Here is a 22,998-nt window from a genome sequence, read left to right as displayed (position 1 = left end):
GATCCGAACCGTACGGTCGGTGAGCAGCATCGGCGCACAGCTCGGTCCGCTGTCGGCTCGTGGTCAGCGCGCCGCGGCGAGACCGGCGGCCAGCTTCTCGATGGCGTCGATCTCCCGGATCCCCGGGTCGAGTTCCGAGCCGGTCATGACCACATAGCGCTTGTCCTGGACCGCGCGCATCCGGCTGGTGGCCGGATTCGACTCGAGAAAGGCGATCTTCGTCGCGAGCGCGTCGCCGTCGACGCGCTGGCGGCTCAGGTCGGCGAGCACCAGCACATCCGGGTCGGCGGCGACGACGGCCTCCCAGTTGATCTCCGGCCAGTCCTCGCGCTGCTCGGCGAAGACATTGCGCGCACCCACAGCACGGGCGTACATCCCAGGGGCAGAACAACATCCGGCCATATACGGCGCCTTGATACCGGAGAACCAGAACGCCACGGTCGGTGTGGGCTCGACGGGTGCCGTGGTGGCCGCGGCCAGCCGCCCCTTCAGCTCGTCGACGAGCTGGGCACCGCGCTCCTGGACATCGAAGATCCGGGCCAGCTCGCCGATCTCCTGAAACAACGTGTCGATCGCCAGCGGCTCGGTACGGGTGACGGTCTCACCCTCGACCTCCGCGCCCGCGCACACCGAGGGCGACTGATAGGTGGGAATCCCGAGCTGCGCGAACCGCGCTCGTTCGGCGACGACAGCCGGGGTGAAGGTGTGCGCACTCGCCGAAGTCACCAGATCGGGCTCGGTCGCCAGCACCGTCTCGAGCGACGGATCGTTGTCCGCGAGCCGAGGCACCTCGGCATTCCCGGCGGCCAGCCCGGGCAGCACCGGATCGAACCAGGTAGACGTACCGACCATCCGATCGGCGAGCCCGAGCGACAACAGAATCTCCGTCGACGCCTGATACAACGACACCGCCCTGCTGGGCGCCCTCTCGAAAGTGACCTCGACCCCACAGTTGTCGAGCGTGAACGGATAACTGGTAGCCCCGGTCCCCGTCGGCACCGCACCGACCCCGGACTCGACGTCATCGGAAGGACCGCCACACCCGACCAGCCCCACAACGAGCCCACCGACCAACCCCAGTACAGACACCATTCGCAACAATCGCGCAGTCGTGATCACCGCAGCACCGTAGCAACCACCTCAGGTCGCTCGACCACAGCTCATCAGCGGCGCGTGTCCACTTGTCCCGAGTCCACCCTTGGCTCTGCCATTCGCGCGGGCGGGGTGGCGTAACCTGATGCGCGGAGGCCGACCGAAGCCGGATCCGGCACAGCAGGTTCAGGCTTTCGACACGGGACCGGCCTTGTAGATGGAGTAGCGCAATACATGTACACATTCGGTGCTGAAGTCGGATGGGTACCGTACCGGGAAATGACGGCAGTCTTGGAACGATGGCTCGGTAGTTCCGCGAGGGTGAAGATTGGCCGTGTTGGATATGAGTTCACCTACGTCGACGGCGTCCTCGACATCTATTGTCAGGAGAATCAATCGTCAGTAAGCGGAAAACATCTATACTTGATCGAGGGTTCGTTGAGCTCGGGTGACGCCGCTGAAATTCTCGGGCGGTTGGTCGATGCTTGTGTCGCTGCCGGACTGCGGTATTCGATCTAATATAAGGCTGTCGATGACGATGGCGAGCCACTCGGTGACGAAATATTCCTGCGTGGCGGCTTGTATGCGGCGAAACCGCGAAGTCGGCAGGCAATGTCGGCGCGTTCTTCTATCCATCTGCCCTCCTGGCAGTCAGAGGTACCGGATGCAATAGGTGATCGAGTTCTGGTTGAACGATCTGGTTGCTTCGGCGCCACATGCAGAAGGTGACCTGGTGACGCGCACGACGACGAAATCTCCGCTCCGGCACGATGTCGCCATGATGAAATCATCCGCGCTGGGCGCGTAGTAGCAATAGTCCGCGAGCAGGAAGAGGTCGACACACAACCGGACACCCTGGTCGGTGATGGTGCCGGATTCGCTGCTCGGGCATTCTGGATCCGGGTCGTCTGGATATCTGATTGCCCTGACCACATAGGGAGCGCCCCCACGCTCGCAATCGGAAACAACCTTCGTCAGATTCCCGTGGGCGCTCACGGCTATGCATTCACCCACCCACGCACGCGGCAACGGCCGGACAGCCGGCCTGCTGGTCGTTCTTGCCGGTGTGCTCGATGTCGATGTCGATGTCGATGTCGTGGGGCGGGTGGTCTCCGTCGCAGCCGTACTGCTGCGATCAGCGGCTGGAAGTTCCGAACTCGAACGCACCTCAGTTCGGGTGGACGTGGTTTCCTGGCTCGACGCTTGGTGATCGGCCCGCGTGCCGCCGTACACGCCGTTAATGAAATTGGCGACCCATGCCACGAATATCATGACGGCGATGACGACCGCCACCCATTTCAATCCGACCTCGGACCGACGGACGGTCGTGATCGGCTGGGCCCGTCCACTCGGTATCCAGCGGTCGCCGGCGACCGGACCGAATCGGGGCGTGTCGACGGGCGGGCGCTGCGCTGCCACCGCGGTGGGCGCCCGCGTCGTGTCCGCAGCGCAGGACGCCGGTTCGGCGGGCGCAGGCGCATCCACGTCGGAATGGACATCGCCGGACCCGGGCGGGTCGGCCGGATCCGCGAGTGACCGTCGCGCCGCATCGACGAATTCGGTGCAGCTCACGTAACGGTCTTCGGGCCTTTTGGCCAGGACTTTCGCGATGACCTCGTCAAGTGTCGCGGGCAGGTCCGGTCGGATGCTGTGTGGTGATGGAGGATCGGCGCTCAGGTGCCCACCCATGACCGCGGCCTGGGTGTCGAACGGGAATGGAGGCTCGCCGGTGAGCAGTTCATGGAGAGTGCAGCCCAAGGAATAGATATCAGCCTGGTGATCGACGCGACCGCCCGTGAACCTTTCCGGCGCGGCGTAGGCGAAGGTCACCGCCATCGCCGAGGTCGTGGCAGTCGCGTCGAGGGCCCGCGCGATACCGAAATCGCCCAGCACAGCGCGTAACTCGCCGTCGGCCGCGGGTTCGATGAGCAGGTTCGCCGGCTTGACGTCGCGGTGCAGGACGCCATCGCGATGGGCGTAGTCCAGCGCGTCGGCGGCATCGGACAGCAACCGCATCACCAGGTCGGGCGGCAATCCCGTGGGCGAATCAGCGAGCAGTGACTTGACGTCGCCACCGCGGATGTGCCGCATGGACAGCCACGGCACCGGATCGCCGGAGGCGCTGCGGTCGTGGATGGTGACAATATTGGGATGTTCGAGTCGGGCCGCCATGGCGGCTTCGCGGTCGAAGGCGATGCGAGCACCGGCGTCGCCGGCGAGGGCATCGGCGAGCACCTTCAATGCGACACGGCGCTCCTTGATCCGGGGATGCCGAGCCAGATAGACGATGCCCATCCCGCCGGCACCCAGGGTGCCTTCGATGGTGTACCCGGCGAATTCGTCTCCCGCCTGCAATGCCATCGTCAGCCTCTGTCACACAGTCGTGCACGGATCATCGTCGAGGGTGTCGCCGAGCATCCGGAGGTCCGCGGGAGTCAGCATCGCCGATAGTAGCAATGCCTGGATGAGATTGTGGTTCAACGCATTTCCTACTGGTTCGCCGATGCCATCCTCAATCCGTAGTCCGGTGACAGGTTCGGGAGCCATCGACAGCCGCTCACGTACCACGCCGACGATGTAGGACACCGTCCTGGGTGACCACATCCTTTCGTCGGAGGAGCTGTTCAGATCTTCGGCCACCTGCCGCCACGACAGGGGCTGCGGGTAGCGCTCCTGGCGCAGATACCGTTGAGCGAGTGCGGTCAGAACCAGTTTCTCGTCAGAGCTCAAGGGATGCGCGTCCGGAGGTACGGTGCGGGTGTGTTGCTGGTCGGTGGGTTTGCCTGTGTGGACACCGACCACATGGACCTCCAGCAGATGCGGCCGGTCCTTCGAGGATCTGATAAACATCGGCGTGTAGCCGGGTTCGATGGTCCGCTGCTGGCCGGCCAACAGAAGGGCTTCTCCCGGAAACTCGATCGGCAGTTGCCCTTGGTTGCTGATCCGCCACTGTTGTCCGTCGTACTCGAAGACGCCGTGTCGACGGCTGACACGATTGTCGTCGACCCCGATGGGTACATGGACATCGTCTCGGCTCCGGCCGAAATACAGCCTGAATTCTCGCGGAGGGACGGCGTAGCCACCGTCGGCCCCGAGTGCGAAGATCGTGCCCGGCGGCGCGGGCGGAACTCCTCCTGCCAGGCTCCGCATCGAACTCTGCAACATCTGCGGCACGAAACCATCGCAGGCCATCGCACTGTCCCTTCTGTCGAATCAGCCGACCGAACGGTACCGGAGCGTTCTCGGGACCCCTCACAAAACGGACATCGCCTCGCTTCGGAATCAGTCTCGTCATGCCGGGTACCAGCAGCACCTGGATGCCGGCACCAACGTTCGCGACACTGGTCGGATGAGGGATGTGGTCGGGGTGGGTGGGGCGAAGCGGGTGCAGCTCGCGGAGTTTCTGAAGTCGCGGCGGGCCAGGATCGGTCCCGAGGATGTCGGTTTGCCGGTGGGGGTGCGGAGGCGGACGCCGGGGTTGCGGCGCGAAGAGGTCGCGGAGCTGTCCGGAATCGGGATCACCTGGTATACGTGGCTCGAGCAAGGCAGGCCGATCAAAGCCAGTGTGCAAGTGCTGGATGCGGTGTCGCGGACGTTGCGGCTCGATGCGGCGGAGCGGGCTCATCTCTACCGACTGGCGGATCTGCCGACGGTGCCGGCTGTGGCGGTCGCCGAGGTGGGGATTCCGCCGGGTGTGCCGCAGATCCTCGAACAGCTGGATCCGTTGCCCGCGGTGGTGGTGAGCCCGAAGTTCGATGTGCTGGCACGGAATCGCGCGTACCGGACGTTGTTTCCCTGCTTCACCGACAATGTGCTGCGTCGGGTGTTCACGACGCTCGATTGCTGTAATCCCTATGCGCACAATGCCGATGATCTGCGCAGGATGGTGGCCTACTTGCGCGGCGCGCACGCCAAGCATGCCGACGACCCGGCGTGGCAGCGCCTGGTGAACGGATTGTATACCGACAGCCCCGCTTTCGCGACGCTGTGGGCGAGCAACGATGTGGCGGTGCCGATAAGCTTGGTCAAAGAGGCCAGGCATGTGGCGATCGGATCGATCACGATGCATCTGACCAATCTGTCGCTGCCGCTGATCGACGGTGCCTGGATGCAGGTCTTCACCCCGGTCGACGAATCACAGCAGGCGAGACTGACCAGCCTGCCCGCGATGAGCGAAGAGGAACGCCGGGCGGCCTGGGCCGACCACGTCGCACAGTGGCACAGCGCGAGGTGAACCCCGCGCGGGCCTCGGGGTGTCCGCGCAGGTGGGGGCTGGTCTGTGGCACCGAACCGTAGGCCGGGTCGCCGGGCTTTCTGCCGGGGGTGTAACGCTATTAGTACAGGAAAGCAATGGGTCTGGTTGCACACCAAAGGGTTTCGTCGGGAGGTGGGTGAAGCTGTCGGCCCCCCTCGAAAAGGAGCATTGCCGGTGGTGGAGCACCTCGATTACCCGACTCGACTCGAACCGAAGTCGCCGCCGCACGCTGATCGGGGTGCCGGTTGCCCGGTGACGGGCCGGCTCTACGAGCCCGAGTTCGCCGCCGATCCCCACGGGAACTACCGAGCCCTGCGCGGCCGCTACGGCCCGATCGCCCCGATCGAACTGTCGCCGGACGTACCGGCCAACCTGGTGCTCGGGTATCGCGCCGCGGTGCGAATCCTCAACGACCCGCAGACCTTCCCCGCTGATCCACGGCCGTGGCAGGACGGTATCCCCGAGGACTGTCCGGTGCGGCCGATGATGCAGTGGTATCCGAACGCGCTGCGCAACTCCGGGACCGTCCACGCCCGCTATCGGCAGGCTTACGTCGCCGCCATCGACTCCATCGACCATCATGCGCTGCACGCGACCGTGGAACAGATCGCGGTGTCGCTGATCAATTCGTTCTGTAGTACCGGTTCGGCGGATGTGCTGACGCAGTACGCCTTTCCGCTGGTCTTCGAGACTCTCAACCGGGTGGTCGGCTGCACCCCGGAGCTGGGGCAGCGGGTCGCCACCGGAATGGCCGCGCTGTTCGACACCGTCAACGCGGCCTGGGGGATGGAACACTTGTCCGCCGCGTTGATCGAGCTGATCAGCATGCGCCGGACTGAACCGGGCGACGACCTGACATCGCGGCTCGCCCATCACGGCGCTCACCTCGACGACGAGGAGATGTTGTACAACCTGATCAGCTTCTACGGCGCGGGTATCGAGCCGATGCAGAACCTGATCAGCAATGCGCTGCTGCTCATCCTGACCGATGCCCGATTCGGCGGCGGGGTGATCGCGGGCAGCCTGTCCACCCGCGACGCGCTGGACGAGGTGCTGTTCCTGGACCCCCCGATGGCGAACTTCTCCATCACCTATCCCCGGCACCCGGTCATGCTCGACGAGGTCTGGCTGCCCGCCAACCAGCCGGTGGTGATCAGCCTGTCCGCGTGCAACAACGACCCGGAGATCGCCCAGGGCGAGCGCAGCGGCAATCGATCCCATCTCGCCTGGGGTGCGGGCCCACACGCCTGCCCGGCTCGCTCGGTCGCGTATCAGATCGCGCAGGATGCGCTGGACCAGCTGCTCGACGTCCTGCCCGACCTGACCCTGGCCGTGCCCGTGGACGAGATCACCTGGCGGCCGGGGCCGTTCCACCGGGCGATGACGACGCTACCGGTCAGTTTCCCGCCCTCGGCACCCCTGTTCGTTCCGTAGACCGCCCGGCCCCGGAGTAGGTTTCTTGACCAGGCGGGTGAAACTGGCTGTGGCACTGTCGATCACGGTCGGTGGAACCCCTGGTGTGATGAGGAGAACGTCATGGAACCGATCGTGCTGGATACGACCGGCGCCGACATCCAAGGTGAGTCGGCACGCATTCAGCAGCGCGGCCCGGTGGCCCTGGTCGAGCTGCCCGGCGGTGTGCCTGCCTGGTCGGTCACCGACCAGGCGGTGCTGCGCAGCCTGCTCGCCGACCCGCGGGTGTCGAAAGACCCGCGACAGCACTGGATGTCGTTCATCAACGGCGAGATCACCGAGGCGTGGCCGTTGCTGCCCTGGGTGGCGGTGGACAACATGTTCACCGCCTACGGCGCCGATCACCGCAGGCTGCGCCGTCTGGTCGCGCCGGCTTTCAGTCATCGCCGCAGCACCGCGCTGCGTCCGCGGATCGCCGAGATCACCGACAATCTGCTCGACGCGCTGGCGGCCGCCCCCGCCGGCGAACCGGTCGATCTGCGTGCCGGGTTCGCCTACCCGGTGCCGATCCGGGTCATCACCGAACTGGTCGGTGTGCCGGACGGCGTGGGTCCCGCGTTGCACAAGTGTGTGGACGGCTTCTTCGACGGGTCGTTCACCGCCGAGCAGGCCCAGGCCAACTATCTCGAAATGTACGGACTGATCGGCGAACTCGTCGCCTACCGGCGTGAACATCCCGGTGACGATGTCACCAGCGTGCTGATCACCACGCGCGACGAGGAGGACACCCGGCTGTCGGAGAAGGAACTCGTCGACACCCTGATGCTGATCATCAACGCCGGTCACGAGACCACGGTCAATCTGCTCGACCAGGCGATCGTCGCCCTGCTCACCCATCCCGGGCAGCGGGCCGCGGTGGCCGCGGGCGAGGTGTCGTGGGCGGATGTGGTGGAGGAGACGCTGCGCTATCAGGCGCCGGTGGCGCACCTGCCGCTGCGGTACGCGGTCGAGGACATCGACATCGCGGGGGAGTACCGGATCGGCAAGGGCGAAGCCATCCTGGCCTCCTACGCGGGTGCCAGCCGCGACCCGAAGGTGCACGGCGCCGACACCGCCGAGTTCGACCCCACCCGGGCCACCCGTGACCAGCACCTCTCCTTCGGGCACGGGGCGCACCACTGCATCGGCGCGTCGCTGGCACGTCTGGAAGCGGCCGTCGCGCTGCCCGCGCTGTTCGACCGGTTCCCGCAGATGCGTCTGGCCACCAGCGCTGCCGAGCTGGCACCGATGCCCAGCTTCATCTCCAACGGGCACGCCGCTGTTCCGGTGTATCTCGGCTAGTTTCCGGCAACGGACTCGAGTTCGGTGAGCGGCGGACGCTCATCGTTCTCGGTTCCCGGGGGCTCAGGAGCGGCGCGCGTTCGCCTGGCGTGCCGCCGCGATCAGCCGGGTGAGGCCGTCGTGGAGGTCTTCGAGGTCGGGCACCGTCGTGCCCAGCTGTTCGATGACGGCGGGGGGAATCTGCACTGCTCGCGCGCGCAGCTCCCGGCCTTTGCCGGTGAGATCGATGATCACCTGGCGTTCGTCGTCCACGCCGCGGGTGCGGGAGATCAACTCGGCCGCCTGTAGGCGCTTGAGCAGCGGGGACAGGGTCGGCAGGTCGAGCTGGATCGCTTCGCCGATCGCCGTCACCGACATCGGCGCCTCGCCCCACAGGGCCAGCATCACCAGATACTGCGGGTGCGTGAGGCCGAGTGGCTCGAGCAGCGGGCGGTACACCGCGAGGACCGCCCGATTGGCGACGGCCAAGGCGAAACAGACCTGACGCTCGAGAGCGAGCGGGTCCGCCTCCTCCGTACTCGGCGTGGGCGTTTCGCTACTCATGAGTCTCCTGTCCGGGGTGGTATGGATTCCGTCAGCCGCGACCGTGGCGACGTTCGTAGTCGGCGCGCTCGGCTTCCTGGGCGCGGATGTCGGCTTCGGCCAGGGCGGGGTCGAGGCCGTGGCGGCTGAGCCGGTTGCGGCGGAACACGTAGGTGAGCGCGACGGTGAAGAAGGCCAGCGGCAGAAACACCAGGGCCATCATCGACAGACCCATCCACAGGGGCGCGGGCACGAGCAGGAAGACACACAGCAGCGGAACGGTGGGCACCAGGATCCGCACGAGATAGCGGCGGGTGGCACCGGGGCCGGTGAGGTCGTGCAGCACCCAGTCGCGCATCGAGGGCGGCAGGGTGGTGCGCCCGGTGATGTAGCCGATCCGCTGGGTGATCGACGGGGTGTCGGCAGGTGGTCGAGGTGTTCCGCTGTTCGTCGGAGGCATCGCGATGTCCTAACGCAGTATCGCCGCTGGCTGTCGTTGACGGTTTCATCGTACATGAATAGTTAGTGCACGAACCAACCTGGATCCGCGACACCCGGGGGTATGGTCGAGTCGGGTGATCGAAAGGAACCGGAGAGGCTCGCCCTCGCCTGACAGATCCGCACAAGGGGGGGTGAAGGGAGCCGTATCCAATGGAACTCGCGTTGTCCACCACGCTGCAGACATCGTTCACCGATGCCGTCACCCGCACCCGGGCGGCGTTGCAGGAACAAGGATTCGGTGTGCTCACCGAGATCGACCTGCAGGCCACCCTCGCGGCCAAGCTCGGCGCGGACATGGAGCGCTACCTCATCCTCGGCGCCTGCAACCCACCGCTCGCGCACCAGGCCGTGACGGCGAACCGGCAGATCGGGCTGCTGCTGCCGTGCAATGTGATCGTTCGCGAGCACCCGACCACCGTGGGCGCGGTCCTGGTGGAGGCGATGAACCCGGAACTGATGGTGCAGGTCACCGGCGAGCCCGCACTCGTCGCGGTCGCCGCCGACGCGGGCCGACGCCTGCAGTCCGCGATCGACGCCCTCGCCGCGTCTACGCAGTGACCTGGGAACTCAGGTAGTTCAGCAGTATCTGGGCATCGGTGCCGTAGTCGATGTGGGCGGCGGAGGTGTAGAAGGTGGCCATGTCGACGCCTTGGCGGCCCAGCTGGACGAGCTCGTCGACGGTGGCTGGGTCGGTGATGCTGAGCAGGGTCCGGGTGGTCGCGCGCAGGTCGGCCCGGATGCCAACGGCGACGGGGCCGAACACCGAGCCGGTGAGATCGGCGCTGGTGGTGGCGAAGGCTGCCAGGTCGGCGGCGGCCGCGAGGGGATCGTTGCGATCGAGGGATTCGACCGCTCGCCAGAGGATTTCCTGAATGCGGCCGACCCGGTCGGCGATGCCCGCGAAGTCGATGTGCGTCAGGGCGTCGGCGATGACGCTGACGCCCGCCATCCGGCCGGACGGATCGGCGGCGGCCGCCGCACGGACGACCTGGGCGATCAGCGCCCGATCCGCACCCGCGGCGGCCTCGACCAACGGGGCCAGCGCGACATTCAGTGACCGCGCGGTCCGGTGCGCACCGCGAATGTCACCCGCCGCGAGCAACTCCGGCAGGCGGGTGAGGTCGTCGACGATGGTTGGCAGATTCGCGGCGGTGGCGGTCCAGCCCGCGCCCATGGCGACGGCTTGCGCGATCAGGTTGCCGGGATCGACGGTGGCGGGAAGGAAGTCCGCGATCGGGGTGGGATCACCGCTCAGTACCCGGCCCAGCACGGCGAGGAAGGGGGAGGTGGCGGCATCGAGGGAGCAGTACAGGTCACCGTCGGCGCACAGGGTGCGAACTCGTTCGGTCAGCGCGCCGAAGTCGCGGCTGCGCGTTCCGGCGATGCCGTAGCCGGGCTGCGGATCGCCGAGGGAGAGCGTGGTGTCCGGATCGCGATGCGGATCGGCCAGCAGCCCCACCGCGACCACGCGATCGGCACCGATGGGGCCGTCACCGTTGCCGATCTCGGTGGCGAGATCGCCGATGCCGTCCGCGCCCTGGCTGTAGCCGGCGAGGACGACCCGCGTCGACTCGCACAGGCCGCGCAGCAGCCGGCGCAGGCGGGCTTCCAGGGTGTCCAGCGACTGCGCGTAGCTCAGGCCCTGGTCGAACGCGCTGGCGGCATACGGGACGTAGAGCACGGTGATGTCATTGCCGAACTGCCGTTCCAGGCCCTCGCCGATCGGCCGGAGCATGCCGACGGGCACCTCGGGATCGGCGCCCGGCGAGGTCTCCCAGGTCCCCGGCCCGAATACCGCGGTGTACGGGGTGCAGGGCCATGCGCCGGGCGCGTCCGCCCGCGCGAGGCCGACCGCTGTGGTCCCGGCCGCGACGACCGCGGCGACCAGCGTCGCCGCGGCGGACCTCGACAACCTATTCATCGTCGGATTCCTTTGTTGCCGTAGTGGATTCGCGATGGTGCGGCAGATGCTGCGGTGCCGGACCATCGGGGGCAATTCTCGCCACTCACCGGCGGTTGCGCCCACCCTTTCAGACACAGTTTCATTTCAGAATCGTCGTCGCGCGTCGTGCCGACGCTGTCGCCCGGCCGGTCGGTACGGAGGCGAATTCGATAGTCCCCGCGTATAAGTCGCAAATCGCAATCCTCGGGTACTATCGCCGTCGGGGGAGCGCGAGATGTCCGATGGTCTGCTTAGTATGTCGCAGGCAGCGGTAGCTTCGGCTGCCTCACCACAGCGATACACGACCATCTCCAGGGGATGAAACTTGATCGACATGACACCGAACCCCACCACGCGTCGTCGCTTCACGCGACGCTCCGCCATCACTTCGGTCGTCGCGGCGGCGGCCCTGTGCGCGGCCCTCGTATCCGGCTGCAGCAGCGAGGAGTCGACTCCGGCGGCGCCCACGGGCGCGCTGCCCGATGGCGCGCAGCTGGTGAAGGAGTCCGCCAAGACCACCCAGACACTGCGCACCGTGCACCTGAACATCAATGTGACCAACCTGCCGGATCTGCCGGTGGAGACCGTCTCGGCCGATGTCACCAACGAGACCCAGGGCTCCGGCGCCGCGATGGGTGAGGCCAAGGTCAAGATCAAGCCGGAGGACCCGTTCACCGAGGCCAAGTTCCTCGTGGTGGACAAGGTGCTCTACACCGAGACCAATGGCCGCTACGTGCCCGCAGGCCCGGCCGAGAAGGTCTACGATCCGGGCGTCATCCTGGACAAGGACAAGGGCATCGCGAACGTCATCGCGAACGTGCAGAACCCGAAGGCGGAGAGCCGCGAGGTCATCGACGGCATCAACACCGTGAAGGTCACCGGCACCATCGACGCCGCCGTCATCGACCCGATCGTGCCGCGCATCGGCCAGAACGCCGGCACCATGCCGATCACGCTGTGGATCCAGGACACCGCGCCGCCGGAGTCGGATTCCACCAAGCCGTCGGAGGCCGCCTCCACCGGTGACGGCCCGAACCTGGTTCGCGCCGTGGTGAAGAAGGGTGACGGCGAGGTCACCGTCGGCCTGTCGAACTGGGCCGAGCCGGTCAACATCGTCAAGCCCGCGGGCTGATCGGAGTAGTTCCGGACCACCGAAAACACCGGTTCGGGGCATGCGGAGCCTGGCACGCAGTGCCGTCCGCGGCCCCGGGCCGGTGTGTCGTGTGGGTGTCGCTGCGGGTCCGCGAATCATGAACGCACGCAGGCGCATCCGATAAGAGAATGTTCAGCGAGATGCAAGGCGCCACAAGGACTATACGTGTCGGGACGCAGGTCGGCAGGCAACACGCATCGAACGCCGATCGACACGGAGGAAGAACTAATGACGATCGATGATCGACCTGATGAAGAGGAGCGCGAGCTCCCGCCACCGCCCGGCCCCGGCGGTCGGCCTCCCGTCAACAACGTATGGGTTTATAACGGACGAGCCTACGACCTGAGTGAGTGGATCTCCAAGCATCCGGGCGGTGAATTCTTCATCGGGCGCACGAAGAACCGCGATATCACCTCGATTATCGGTTCATACCACCGTGATCCGGAAAAAATCGCGCGCATGATCGAGCGCTACAGCCTCGACCGCCGAGCCACTCCCGAGGACATCCACCCCAAGAACAACGCGCCCGACTTCCTGTTCAAGGAGGGCTTCAACAGCTGGGACGACACTCCGAAGTACCAGTTCGACAACAAGGGCGACCTGCTGCACCAGATCAAGGCCAGGATCAAGGAGCCTGAACTGGCCGCTCGGCTCAAGCGGATGGACCGCCTGTTCGACATCGTGGTCGCGTTCCTGATCGTCGCCTACTTCGCGGTGCAGGGCCTGCGCCTGTGGGACACCAGCTGGATGCCGCTGCCGGTCTTCGTGATCGCGATGGTGCTGCTGCGCAGCTCGCTGGCCGGCTTCGGCCACTACGCGATCCATCGCGCGCAGAAGGGCTGGAACAAGTACGCGGTCAACGCTTTCGACATGAACTATGTCGCGCTCTCGTTCGTCACCGCCGACGGGCACGCGCTGCTGCACCACCCGCACACCCAGAGTGAAGTCGACATCAAGAAGAACGTCTTCACGATGATGATGCAGGTGCCGCGGCTGTACCGGGTGCCGATCCACACCGTGCACAAGTTCGGTCACCTGCTGACCGGCATGATCATCCGCCTGCTCGATGTCTGCCGGCTCACCCGCAAGGTGGGCATCAAGGACATGTACGGCACCTGGCGCGGCGCGCTGCCGCACTTCATCGGTTCCTTCGGCGTGCGTTTCCTGCTGGTCGCCGAGGTCGTCGTGTTCACCCTCGCCGGTGACTTCTGGGCCTGGGCACTGCAATTCGTGATCACCCTGTGGATCTCGACCTTCATGGTGGTGGCCAGCCACGACTTCGAGGTGCCGACCGAGGAACTGCACACCGAGACCGAGGACTGGGCGGTCAACCAGCTCGAACAGGCCTACGACCTCACCGTGGTCGGCAACAAGTACGTGGACTGCTTCCTCTCGGCCGGGCTCAGTTCGCATCGCGTCCACCATGTGCTGCCGTTCCAGCGCAGCGGGTTCGCCAATATCGCCACCGAGGACGTGGTGCGCGAAGAGGCAGCGAAGTTCGATGTGGAGTGGCTGCCCGCGAAGAGCTTCTTCGGAGATCGTTTCCCCAAGCTGTGCCGGACCTATCTGCTCGCGCCCTCCCGTGAGGCCGAGGACAACCGGTGGGGATTCGTGCGCGAACACTGTGCACCCACAGCGCTGAAGACCTGTGTCACCTACACGGTGCAGGGCTTCACCGGCATCGGAACCGTCTGATCCGCGTCCCCTGCCGGCATCTGTCTGTATTCGAAAGGAATTGTGCGCGTGTCTGTTTCCATTGATGAAGGTAAGCGTCGACCCCACGGCCCGCTGCGCACGGCCGACGTCGAGCGCGGGCACGACCTGCTACCGCCCACGCCGCCGACCACGGTCGGCGTGATCGAGGCCGTCGCCACCGGGTCCCCGGACCGCGTGGTCGAACAGTCCGTCAACGCGGGCCGGGTCGCCGAACTCTTCTCCGATCCGGTGCAGCAGCAGCGGATTCCGCGGATCTACCAGAAGACCCGGATCGACATCCGCCACCTGGCGGTCGATCCGCTCGACCCGGAGTTCCTCGAGTTCAGCCGGCGCCCGGGCACCATCCGGGAGCGGATGAACCTGTTCTTCGAGCACGCGGTGCCGCTGGCGGTGGACGTCGCCCGCCGGGCGGTGGCCGGACTGGCGAACCCGGCCGAGGACATCGGCCAGCTGATCTTCGTGACCAGCACCGGGTTCATCGCCCCCGGCGTCGATGTCGCGGTGGTCAAGCAGCTGGGTCTGTCGCCGGCGGTCGGCCGCATGGTGATCAACTTCATGGGCTGCGCCGCGGCGATGAACGGTATCCGGGCCGCTGTCGACTACGTCCGGGCGCACCCCGACAAGAAGGCGATGGTGCTGTGTATCGAGCTGAGCTCGATCAACGCCGTCTTCGACGACGACGTCAACGACGTGATCACCCACAGCCTCTTCGGTGACGGCTGCGGCGCGGTGGTGATCGGCGCCAACCAGGTGCACCAGCCGCTGTCCGCGGGCAGCGTGGTGATCCGCGACAGCTTCAGCCACCTGCTCGACGACGCCGAGGACGGCATCGTGCTCGGGGTGAAGGACGCGGGCATCACCTGCGAACTGGCGTCGAGCCTGCCCGACTACATCTACCGCGGTGTCGACCCGGTGGTGTCGGAAGTGCTGGCGCGCAACGGACTCGGCAAGGCCGACATCGACCTGTGGGCGATCCACCCCGGTGGTCCGCGCATCATCGAGGAGTCGGCGCGTTCGCTCGGGCTGCCCGCCGAGGCCGCCGGGCCGAGCTGGGCGGTGCTCGCCGAGCACGGCAACATGCTGAGTGTGTCGTTGATCTTCGTGCTGGAGCGGATGATCCGCGACGCGCAGACCTCGGCACCGATCTCGACCGGAGTGGCGTTCTCGTTCGCTCCCGGTGTCACCCTCGAGGGCATCGTCTTCGATGTCATCCGCAGCTGAGAGCGTAAGTCATGCATCTGCTCCGTTTTCTCGCCGCGCTCTCGCCGGCCAGGATCGCGGCCGTGGTGGTCGCGGGCCTGATCTGCGGTGTGGCCAACACCTATCTGGTGACGCTGATCAACGCGGTCGTCTCGCCGAAGCCGCAGCCCGATCAGCTGCTGTTGCGCTTCGCCGGTGCCGGCGCGGTGATCCTCGTCAGCGGGGTGCTCTCGCAGGTGCTGCTGATCCGGTTGTCGCAGGAAGCGATCTTCCGGCTGCGCAGTGACCTGAGCACGAGCATCGTCGCCGCGCCGCTGGAACACCTGGAACGGCTCGGCACGCACCGGCTGATCGCCACCCTCACCGAGGATGTGCGTTCGCTGTCGCAGGCGGTGACCGCGATCCCGTCGATCTGTGTCGACGTGGCGACCATTGTCGGCTGTTTCGTGTTCCTGGCCGTCGTGTCGGGGCCGATCTTCGCGGTGACCGTGGCCGGCACGCTGATCGGCATCGCGTGTGTCGAGATGGTGCTCAAGCGGGTGCGCGGCATCTACCGCGAGGCACGCGAGAACGAGGACGCGCTGCTGCGATCGTTTCAGGCCGTCACCCTCGGCATCAAGGAACTGAAGCTGCACCGTGGCCGCCGCCGTGACTTCATGGACCGGCATCTGCTCGGTTCGGCGGGCACGCTGCGCGATCAGAACACCGACGCGGGATCGAAGTTCTCCTACGCGCAGGGCTTCGGTCAGGCATTGCAGCTGGCGACGATGGCGCTGATCCTGTTCGTCATCGCCGCGGCGCTGAACCTGCCGCGCGACACCATGATCGGCTACGTGCTGGTCACCACGTTCCTGGCGATGCCGATGCAGAACTTCATGCACCGCATCCCGGATCTGCTGCGTGGTGATGTGGCGCTGGCCAAGATCCGCGGCATGAACCTGTCGATGGAGACGCTGCACAACGAGGATCTGCTGCCCTATTCGGAACGTCCAGCGGTGGGGGAGGCCAAGCTGGAATTGACCGATGTGAGCTACGTGTATCGTTCGGAGGCACCGTCGCCGGTTCCGCCGCCGCCCGGTGCGCCGCCCGGTCCGCCCGGACTCGGTGGTCCGCCGCCGCGTCCCGGTCCGCCGCCGCGCGGCAACAACGGACATCCCGGACCCGGTCATCATCCGGCACATCCGGGTGCGCGTCCGTCGGCCGGACCGGATGTGAACGGCAAGAACTGGATCGATCACGGTGCCACGGACGTGCGTCCGGTGCCGCTGGGCCCGCCGCCCGGACTCGACGAGTCCGAGGACAGCGGCTTCCGGCTCGGGCCGATCGACCTGGTCTTCGAGCCGGGCCAGATCTCGTTCATCGTCGGTGGCAACGGCAGCGGCAAGTCGACGCTGGCCAAGCTCATCACCGGTCTGTATGTGCCACGCACGGGGTCGTTGTCGCTCAACGGGGAGAGGATCGACCACGACAACATCGAGTGGTACCGGCAGAATTCGTCGGCGGTGTTCACCGATTTCCATCTGTTCGAGGACTATCTCGGGTTCGCGCGGCCGGGGATCGACTCCGAGGTCCAGCGCTACCTCGACGAGTTGCAGATCGCGCACAAGGTGACCGTGCGGGACGGGCGCCTGTCGACGGTGGATCTGTCGCAGGGGCAGCGTAAGCGGCTGGCCCTGCTCACGGCGCTGCTCGAAGACCGCCAGATCTACGTCTTCGACGAATGGGCCGCCGATCAGGAGCCGCGCTTCCGCGAGGTGTTCTACCGAGAGATCCTCACCGATCTCAAGCGCCGCGGGAAGACGGTCATCGTGATCACCCACGACGACCGCTACTTCGACTGCGCCGACCAGCTGATCAAGCTCGACTTCGGCCTGGTCGCCGCGTAGTACATCTGGGCCGAGCGCCGGTGTGGTCTGTAGACCGCACCGGCGCTCGGTGTCTGTCAGGCGATATCGCGGTGCGCGGCGGCCATCCGCGGTATCGGTGGGCGGTCGGCCAGGCTGACCTCCGACGGGGTGCGCTGCCATCCGGTCTCGCCCGGCAGGAACTGGACCAGGCCGATGCCGGAGTCACGGATGCCGAGCCGGTCCAGCAGTGTCGCCACCACCTGCCTGCTCATCACCGCCAGTTCGTGGGTCGGCCGATGACGGTGCCGCCGCACGCCGAGGTCGACCTGGGTGATCGCGGACAGGCCACGGCGCTGCCAGCAGTCGAGCAGGATGCCGATCTCGGCGCCGAACCCGCTGGCGAAGGAGATCTCGCCGAGAAACGCACGGGTGGCGGCGTATTCACCACCGAGCGGCTGCACGATCTCGGCCAGGGCGGGCGCCAGCGCGGTGAGCAGCGGCCGGGCGACCAGTTGGGTGACCCGCCCGCCGCCGTCGGCGTCCACCCCGGCACCACCGGCGAGCGGCCGCCGGTAGAAACCCTTCACCAGGGCCAGCCCCGGGTCGGCGAGCAGCGGGGCGACCAGCGTGGGCACGAACAACGGGTCCGGCTCCACCAGATCCGCGTCGAGGAAGACGATCAGGTCACCGGTGCACACCGCCATCGAGCGCCACAGCACCTCACCCTTGCCCGGGCGCGGCGGCACCTCGGGGAGCGCCTCCTCCCGGGTGTAGACGGCGGCGCCGGCCGCCCTGGCTCGCGCGATGGTGCGGTCGGCGGAGCCTGCGTCGAGCACGATCAGTTCATCGACCAGCCCGCCCAGCAGCGGGCGGACCGAGGCGACCACTCCGGCGACCGTGTCCTCGTCGTCGAGCGCGGGCACCACCACCGAGATCCGGCGACCGGACTTCCGGTCGATCAGTTCACGGACGTTCATGCCGAACAGTGAACGACACCCCGACCCCGCCCGCCAGCGAACACCACGATCCTGTGACGGGAGCCAATCAGCGCGCCGGGCGACCTGGTCGTCGGACAGGTGGTGCGGCCGCGCGCGGGCGTGGCATTGTCTGCGGAGACTGATTGCCGGCCCGCCCGCACCGGCTGCCCCGACCCGCGCTGACCGGACGTCCGACCAGGGTGCTCCCGCTACCCCGGCACCGATCTTGCTAGAGTCCAGCAGCCGTGGTGTTCGGGAAATCGGTGGGAAACCGGTGCGGCCCTCGCCACTGTGATCGGGAGCGACGAATCGTTCCGGGCAGCAGACGCTGCCCGGAGCCACTGGGGCCGATGCCCTGGGAAGGTGGATTCGGCGCACGCAATCCCGTCAGCCAGGAGACCGGCCACGGCCACGCAGTAACCGTTCCACGAGGACCTGGAAGGCCGTCACCTTGACCCCGTCTGTTTTCGCGCGCCTACGTACCGGCGCGCTGATCGCCTGCGCGATCGTCGTCACCGGTTGCGGTGTGCAACCCGCCCCCGCGACCACCGGCGCGAACGCCGTGACCCGCGCCAACTGCGGAATCGACATCACCGTCGACGCGCCACCGCAACGGATCTACGCCGCCTACCAGCCCTCGATCGAGATCGCGCACGCCCTCGGCGTCACCGACCGGCTGGTGGGCACGGCGTTCCTGGACGCCGAAGTACTGCCCGAATACCGGGACGCACAGGCGAAGTCGGCCTATGCCGAGAAGCTGCCCAGCCGTGACGAACTGCTCGCGCAGACACCCGATTTCGTGCTGTCGGGCTACAACGGCGTCTTCGCCGCCTCGGCCCAGAACAGTGTCGGCACCCGGGCGAGCCTGCACGAACTCGGCGTGCGGACCTGGGTGCTGAGCCCGCTGTGCCCGAGCGCGGACGGACTCGCCGACGAGGCGATCGACCCGAAGACCGTGCGTTTCGACAATGTCTACGCCGACCTGCGTGACCTCGGCGCGCTGTGGGGTGTTGCCGGACGGGCCGACGAGCTGGTCACACAGCTGAGTACCCGGATCGAGGCGGTGCGCGCGACGGTGGCCGGCGCGCCACGCCCGCGGGTCGCGGTCGTCACGCCCAAGGACGACGGCTCCTACACCGTCGCGGGCGGCATCGACTTCGTCACCCAGATCATCGAGGCGGCCGGCGGAGTCAACGCCTTCGCCGATCTCACCGAGCGCCGCAATGTCCCGATCGGCGCCGAAAGCCTGATCGCCCGCGATCCCGACATCATCCTGACCAGCCAGTGCTGCAAGGCCACCTACACCCGCACCGACGCGCAGCCGCAGGTCGACCGGATCGTCGGCAACCCGGCCTTCGCGAACCTCACCGCCGTGCGCAACGGCGTGGTGCATCCGTTCCTGTTCGCGGACCGGGCCGCCGGTGTGCGGATCGCGCACGCGACCGAACTGGTCGCCGAGTTGATCCACCCCGATCTGTTCGGACGGTGACCCGCACCGTTCGCGGCACCGGCCTGATGCTGGCCGGTGCCGCGCTCGCCGCTGTCTGCGTCGCCTCCGTCCTGATCGGCGCGCACCCGCTCACCCTCGACCAGGCCCTCACGGCGTTCACCGACTTCCGCGGCACCGACAGCGACCGGATCGTGCGCTATATCCGCCTGCCGAGGACCCTCGCCGGGCTGCTCGCGGGCGTGGCGCTGGCCCTGGCCGGTGTGGTGATGCAGGGCCTGACCCGCAACCCGCTCGCCGGGCCCGGCCTGCTGGGCATCAACGCGGGCGCTTCGCTGGCGATTGTGCTCGCCATGGGCGCGCTGAGCGTGACCACCCCGGCCGGCTTCGTGTGGTTCGCGTTCCTCGGTGCCGCGATCGCGGCGGCCTGCGTCTACCTGCTGGGTTCGCTGGGATTCGGGGGCGCGACACCGGTGAAGCTGGCACTGGGCGGGGCCGCGTGCACCGCGCTGTGGGCCTCGATCACCACCGCCGTCACCCTGCTGAACCGGACCACGTTCGACAACTTCCGGTTCTGGGTGGTCGGATCGCTGGCCCGCGCCGATCTCGAATCCCTCGGCGGGACAGCGCCGTTCATCGCGGTCGGCGCGGTACTGGCCCTGGTCGTCGCGCGGCCGCTGAACACGATCGCCATCGGCGACGACATGGCGCGCACCCTCGGCACCCGCCTGGTCCCGGTCCGGGCCACCGGCGCCTGCGCGGTGGTGCTGCTCGCGGGCGCGGCGGTGGCCGTCGCGGGACCGATCGGGTTCGTCGGCCTGGTGATCCCGCACATCGCCCGCGCGGTCGCCGGGCCCGACTACCGGTGGGTGCTGGTCTGGTCGGCCGTGCTCGGTCCGACCCTGCTGCTGCTCGCCGACATCGTGGGCCGGGTGGTGGCGCGGCCGCAGGAGATCCAGGTCGGCATCATCACCGCGTTCGCCGGGGCACCGTTCTTCCTGTATCTGGTGCGCGACCGGAAGGTGGCGAAGCTGTGACGGTCACCGAAGGCAGGGTGCTGCCGGTCGGCACGGTACTGCTGTGCTCGCCGGGGCGCCGCGTCGTGCTCCGGGTCCAGCGGCGATCGGTGCTCCTGACCGTGCTGCTCACCGTGGCGGCACTGACGGTGGCGGCGTGGTCGCTGACCGTCGGCCACTATCCGCTGACCACCGCCGATGTGCTGCGGGTGCTGTCCGGCGGCGGCACGCTCATCGAATACGACGTGGTCGTGAACGATCGGCTGCCGCGCGTGCTCACCGGGCTCGGCGTCGGTGCCGCCTTCGCGCTGGCCGGCGCGATCCTGCAACGCATCGCGGCGAACCCGCTGGTGAGCCCGGAGATCATCGGGATCAACGCGGGTGCCTCGCTGGGCGCGCTGGTGGTGAGCGTGCTGCTCGGCGGCGCCGGGCTCGGGCTGGTCGGTGGGGCACTGGCCGGTGCGTTCGTGGCCATGGCGCTGATCATGGTGGTGGCGACCAAGGACGGCCTCGACGGCTACCGCCTCGTGCTCGTCGGCATCGGCGTGACGGCGATGCTGTCCTCGGCCATCGCCTTCATCCTGACCAGAGCCGATGCCTACCAGGCACATACGGCCGCGCTGTGGCTCACCGGCAGCCTCGCCAACCGGGACTGGCCCCACGTCTGGTTCGCCGCCGCGGCGCTCGCGGTGACCGTACCGCCGCTGATCGCCACCGCCCGCTCGCTGCCCCTGCTCGAACTGGGCGACGAACTGGCGAATTCCCTGGCTGGGCGGCGTGGTCCGCATCGCACGGTGCTGATCGTCGTCGCGGCAGTGGCCGCCACGCTGGCCACCGCCGCGGCCGGGCCCATCGCCTTCGTGGCACTGGTGGCACCGCAGATCGTGCGGCGATTGCTCGCCGAGCGCGGTGCCGGACTCGCCCCGGCCGCCGCGGCGGGCGCGTTGCTGGTCGTGGCCGCCGACCTGGCCGCGCGCCGGCTCTTCCCGGCGGAACTGCCCGTCGGCGTGGTGACCGCGCTGCTGGGTGCCCCGGTCCTCGTCTATCTCCTCGCCCGCGCAACCCGAATCGGACACGCTGGATGACCGCACATCTCACCACCTCAGGACTCACCCTCGGCTACGGCGACGCCACGATCGTCGCCGAGGCCACCGTCGATTTCCCCGTCGGCCGGATCACCGTGGTCGTCGGCCGCAACGGCTGCGGCAAATCCACACTGCTGCGCGGGCTCGCCCGGCTGATCCCGCCGCGCGCGGGCGCGGTCCTGCTCGACGGCGCCGACATCGCGCAGCAGCCCGCCCGCACGGTGGCGCGCCGGGTCGGCATGCTGCCGCAGCAGCCCGTGGCGCCCGACGGCATCACCGTCGGCGAACTCGTCGGCCGCGGCAGGCATCCGCACCAGCGGTGGTTCCGGCAGTGGTCGGACGCCGACGAGGCCGCGGTCCGGGCCGCCCTGACCGCCACCGACACCCTCGACCTCGTCGAGCGGACCATGGATCAGCTCTCCGGCGGGCAGAAGCAGCGGGTGTGGCTGGCTCTGGCCATCGCCCAGGACCCGGAGGTCATGCTGCTCGACGAACCGACCACCTTCCTCGATCTCGCCCACCAGCTCGACATCCTCGACGTGCTGCGGAACATGTTGCCGCGCACCGTGATCGCGGTCCTGCACGATCTGAACCTCGCCGCCCGCTACGCCGACCACCTGGTCGCCATGCGCGACGGCCGGGTGGTCGCTCAGGGATCGCCCGCCGAGATCGTGCGCCCCGACCTGGTCGCCGAGGTCTTCGGCGTGGAGTCCACGGTCATCGACGACCCGATGACCGGGACGCCGCTGGTCGTTCCGGCCGGGCGGACGGTGCGTACCGCATGAGCCGCCGCCACGTCCTGGTCGCCCGGCCCACGCCGTCGGGTGTCGACCTCGGCGCCGTCGAATCGCTCGCCACGGCCTGCGGCATCGGGTACGCGCTGCTCGACCAGGGCGAACCGACGATTCACGACGCCCTCGACGCCGCCGCCCGCGATGACGCGGCCGTCACCCTGATCCCGCTGGCCGTGCCGCGTGACCGGTACCTGGAGACGTGGATCGCCCGTGCGGTCGCCAACTGGAAGGAGACCCGCGACCGCGAACTCGATGTGCGGGTCACCGAAAGTCTGGACAGCGCACCAGGGTTCGCCGAGGTGGTCCGCGCCAGAACGGCCGAGGACGGCACCCCGGTCACCGCCAGCCCGCGCGCCTTCCGCAGCCCGGCCTGGTCCCGGATCCCTGACCACACCACCCACATCCTGGTCTGCCGCGGCCCCCGCTGCACCGTCTACGGCGCGGGCGAACTGCATCGCAGCCTGCGTCGCGACAATCCCGGTGCGCTGGTCACCCCGACTGGGTGTCTCAACCCGTGCAACCTGGGTCCGCTCTACATCACCTACCCGGACGGCGAATGGCACACCCACGCGGGGGACCGAGCGGTTCCTGGCGCGGCGGGGGAAAGCGAGTCGACATCGCGGAAGTGATCGCCCACCGACGGCGACCGGTGGGCGCATGGAACCGGTAGTGCCTCGCAACATTTCGGTTCTCGTCT

The 22,998-nt window shown here is 67.7% G+C and carries 20 protein-coding genes and 1 riboswitch; of the genes, 13 read left to right on the top strand and 7 right to left on the bottom strand.

From position 1 onward, the window contains the following. Positions 1-63: 63 nt before the first annotated feature. From ACFXK0_RS07730 to ACFXK0_RS07720, 3 genes are all read right to left on the bottom strand, one after another. Positions 64-1,092 (bottom strand): ABC transporter substrate-binding protein, encoded by a 1,029-nt coding sequence (locus ACFXK0_RS07730; protein ID WP_379409185.1) that lies wholly within the window; start codon positions 1,090-1,092, stop codon positions 64-66. Between the two features lie 651 nt (positions 1,093-1,743). Further along, positions 1,744-3,453: a serine/threonine-protein kinase gene (locus ACFXK0_RS07725; protein ID WP_379409111.1), complete on the bottom strand. Its 1,710-nt coding sequence runs from the start codon at positions 3,451-3,453 to the stop codon at positions 1,744-1,746. A gap of 12 nt (positions 3,454-3,465) precedes the next feature. Further along, on the bottom strand, positions 3,466-4,284 hold the full coding sequence (locus ACFXK0_RS07720) for a hypothetical protein (RefSeq protein ID WP_379409109.1): 819 nt from the start codon (positions 4,282-4,284) through the stop codon (positions 3,466-3,468). A gap of 157 nt (positions 4,285-4,441) precedes the next feature. Here ACFXK0_RS07720 and ACFXK0_RS07715 point away from each other — a divergent pair, with 157 nt between their 5' ends. From ACFXK0_RS07715 to ACFXK0_RS07705, 3 genes are all read left to right on the top strand, one after another. After that, on the top strand, positions 4,442-5,326 hold the full coding sequence (locus ACFXK0_RS07715) for a helix-turn-helix transcriptional regulator (RefSeq protein WP_379409108.1): 885 nt from the start codon (positions 4,442-4,444) through the stop codon (positions 5,324-5,326). Positions 5,327-5,521: 195 nt separating this feature from the next. After that, a complete protein-coding gene (locus tag ACFXK0_RS07710; RefSeq protein WP_379409106.1) occupies positions 5,522-6,781 on the top strand; it encodes a cytochrome P450 in 1,260 nt (419 codons plus the stop codon). Between the two features lie 102 nt (positions 6,782-6,883). Then, complete coding sequence (locus ACFXK0_RS07705; protein WP_379409105.1) at positions 6,884-8,101, top strand: cytochrome P450; 1,218 nt, start codon at positions 6,884-6,886, stop codon at positions 8,099-8,101. 63 nt (positions 8,102-8,164) lie between these two features. Here ACFXK0_RS07705 and ACFXK0_RS07700 read toward each other — a convergent pair whose 3' ends face one another. Continuing rightward, positions 8,165-8,644 carry a MarR family winged helix-turn-helix transcriptional regulator gene (locus tag ACFXK0_RS07700; RefSeq protein ID WP_379409104.1) on the bottom strand — a complete coding sequence of 160 codons (480 nt, stop codon included), beginning with the start codon at positions 8,642-8,644 and terminating at the stop codon, positions 8,165-8,167. 31 nt (positions 8,645-8,675) lie between these two features. Beyond that, the gene (locus tag ACFXK0_RS07695) at positions 8,676-9,083 is read right to left on the bottom strand and encodes a DUF5313 family protein (RefSeq protein ID WP_379409102.1); all 408 of its coding nucleotides are present in this window, start codon (positions 9,081-9,083) and stop codon (positions 8,676-8,678) included. Between the two features lie 191 nt (positions 9,084-9,274). Here ACFXK0_RS07695 and ACFXK0_RS07690 point away from each other — a divergent pair, with 191 nt between their 5' ends. After that, positions 9,275-9,682, top strand: coding sequence for a DUF302 domain-containing protein (locus tag ACFXK0_RS07690; RefSeq protein ID WP_379409101.1), 408 nt, complete (start codon positions 9,275-9,277; stop codon positions 9,680-9,682). Here the strand turns inward: ACFXK0_RS07690 and ACFXK0_RS07685 are convergent. After that, a complete protein-coding gene (locus ACFXK0_RS07685) occupies positions 9,672-11,045 on the bottom strand; it encodes a cutinase family protein (RefSeq protein ID WP_379409100.1) in 1,374 nt (457 codons plus the stop codon). The two genes, ACFXK0_RS07690 and ACFXK0_RS07685, sit on opposite strands and share 11 nt — an antisense overlap. A 355-nt stretch (positions 11,046-11,400) precedes the next feature. Between ACFXK0_RS07685 and ACFXK0_RS07680 the strand changes: the two genes are divergently transcribed. The 4 genes from ACFXK0_RS07680 to ACFXK0_RS07665 all read left to right on the top strand — a co-directional run bounded on the left by ACFXK0_RS07680 (position 11,401) and on the right by ACFXK0_RS07665 (position 17,021). Continuing rightward, the gene (locus ACFXK0_RS07680) at positions 11,401-12,198 is read left to right on the top strand and encodes an LppX_LprAFG lipoprotein (RefSeq protein WP_379409098.1); all 798 of its coding nucleotides are present in this window, start codon (positions 11,401-11,403) and stop codon (positions 12,196-12,198) included. Between the two features lie 249 nt (positions 12,199-12,447). Then, positions 12,448-13,914: a fatty acid desaturase gene (locus ACFXK0_RS07675; protein WP_379409097.1), complete on the top strand. Its 1,467-nt coding sequence runs from the start codon at positions 12,448-12,450 to the stop codon at positions 13,912-13,914. Between the two features lie 48 nt (positions 13,915-13,962). Then, entirely contained in the window at positions 13,963-15,156 is a 1,194-nt protein-coding gene (locus ACFXK0_RS07670) for a type III polyketide synthase (protein ID WP_379409096.1), read from the top strand. A gap of 11 nt (positions 15,157-15,167) precedes the next feature. Beyond that, positions 15,168-17,021, top strand: coding sequence for an ATP-binding cassette domain-containing protein (locus ACFXK0_RS07665; RefSeq protein WP_379409094.1), 1,854 nt, complete (start codon positions 15,168-15,170; stop codon positions 17,019-17,021). 56 nt (positions 17,022-17,077) lie between these two features. Here ACFXK0_RS07665 and ACFXK0_RS07660 read toward each other — a convergent pair whose 3' ends face one another. Further along, a complete protein-coding gene (locus tag ACFXK0_RS07660; protein ID WP_379409093.1) occupies positions 17,078-17,959 on the bottom strand; it encodes a glucosyl-3-phosphoglycerate synthase in 882 nt (293 codons plus the stop codon). A 229-nt stretch (positions 17,960-18,188) separates the two neighbouring features. Then, a riboswitch (cobalamin riboswitch) is annotated at positions 18,189-18,382 on the top strand. A gap of 28 nt (positions 18,383-18,410) precedes the next feature. On the opposite strand from ACFXK0_RS07660, the gene ACFXK0_RS07655 reads away from it, so the two are divergent. From ACFXK0_RS07655 to ACFXK0_RS07635, 5 genes are read left to right on the top strand one after another with little or no spacing between them, the layout of a single operon-like run. Next, the gene (locus ACFXK0_RS07655; RefSeq protein ID WP_379409092.1) at positions 18,411-19,448 is read left to right on the top strand and encodes an ABC transporter substrate-binding protein; all 1,038 of its coding nucleotides are present in this window, start codon (positions 18,411-18,413) and stop codon (positions 19,446-19,448) included. After that, positions 19,445-20,443, top strand: a complete 999-nt coding sequence (locus ACFXK0_RS07650; RefSeq protein ID WP_379409090.1) for a FecCD family ABC transporter permease — start codon at positions 19,445-19,447, stop codon at positions 20,441-20,443. The genes ACFXK0_RS07655 and ACFXK0_RS07650 overlap by 4 nt, the downstream gene beginning before the upstream one ends. Beyond that, positions 20,440-21,507, top strand: a complete 1,068-nt coding sequence (locus ACFXK0_RS07645) for a FecCD family ABC transporter permease (protein ID WP_379409089.1) — start codon at positions 20,440-20,442, stop codon at positions 21,505-21,507. The genes ACFXK0_RS07650 and ACFXK0_RS07645 overlap by 4 nt, the downstream gene beginning before the upstream one ends. Next, on the top strand, positions 21,504-22,292 hold the full coding sequence (locus ACFXK0_RS07640) for an ABC transporter ATP-binding protein (RefSeq protein WP_379409087.1): 789 nt from the start codon (positions 21,504-21,506) through the stop codon (positions 22,290-22,292). Before ACFXK0_RS07645 ends, ACFXK0_RS07640 begins: the two co-directional genes overlap by 4 nt. After that, positions 22,289-22,930, top strand: coding sequence for a (2Fe-2S) ferredoxin domain-containing protein (locus tag ACFXK0_RS07635; protein ID WP_379409085.1), 642 nt, complete (start codon positions 22,289-22,291; stop codon positions 22,928-22,930). The genes ACFXK0_RS07640 and ACFXK0_RS07635 overlap by 4 nt, the downstream gene beginning before the upstream one ends. Positions 22,931-22,998: the final 68 nt, after the last annotated feature.

The organism is Nocardia sp. NPDC059177, from assembly GCF_042755165.1.
In the GTDB taxonomy this organism is placed as follows: domain Bacteria; phylum Actinomycetota; class Actinomycetes; order Mycobacteriales; family Mycobacteriaceae; genus Nocardia.
This window is presented reverse-complemented; position numbering and strand designations above follow the sequence as displayed.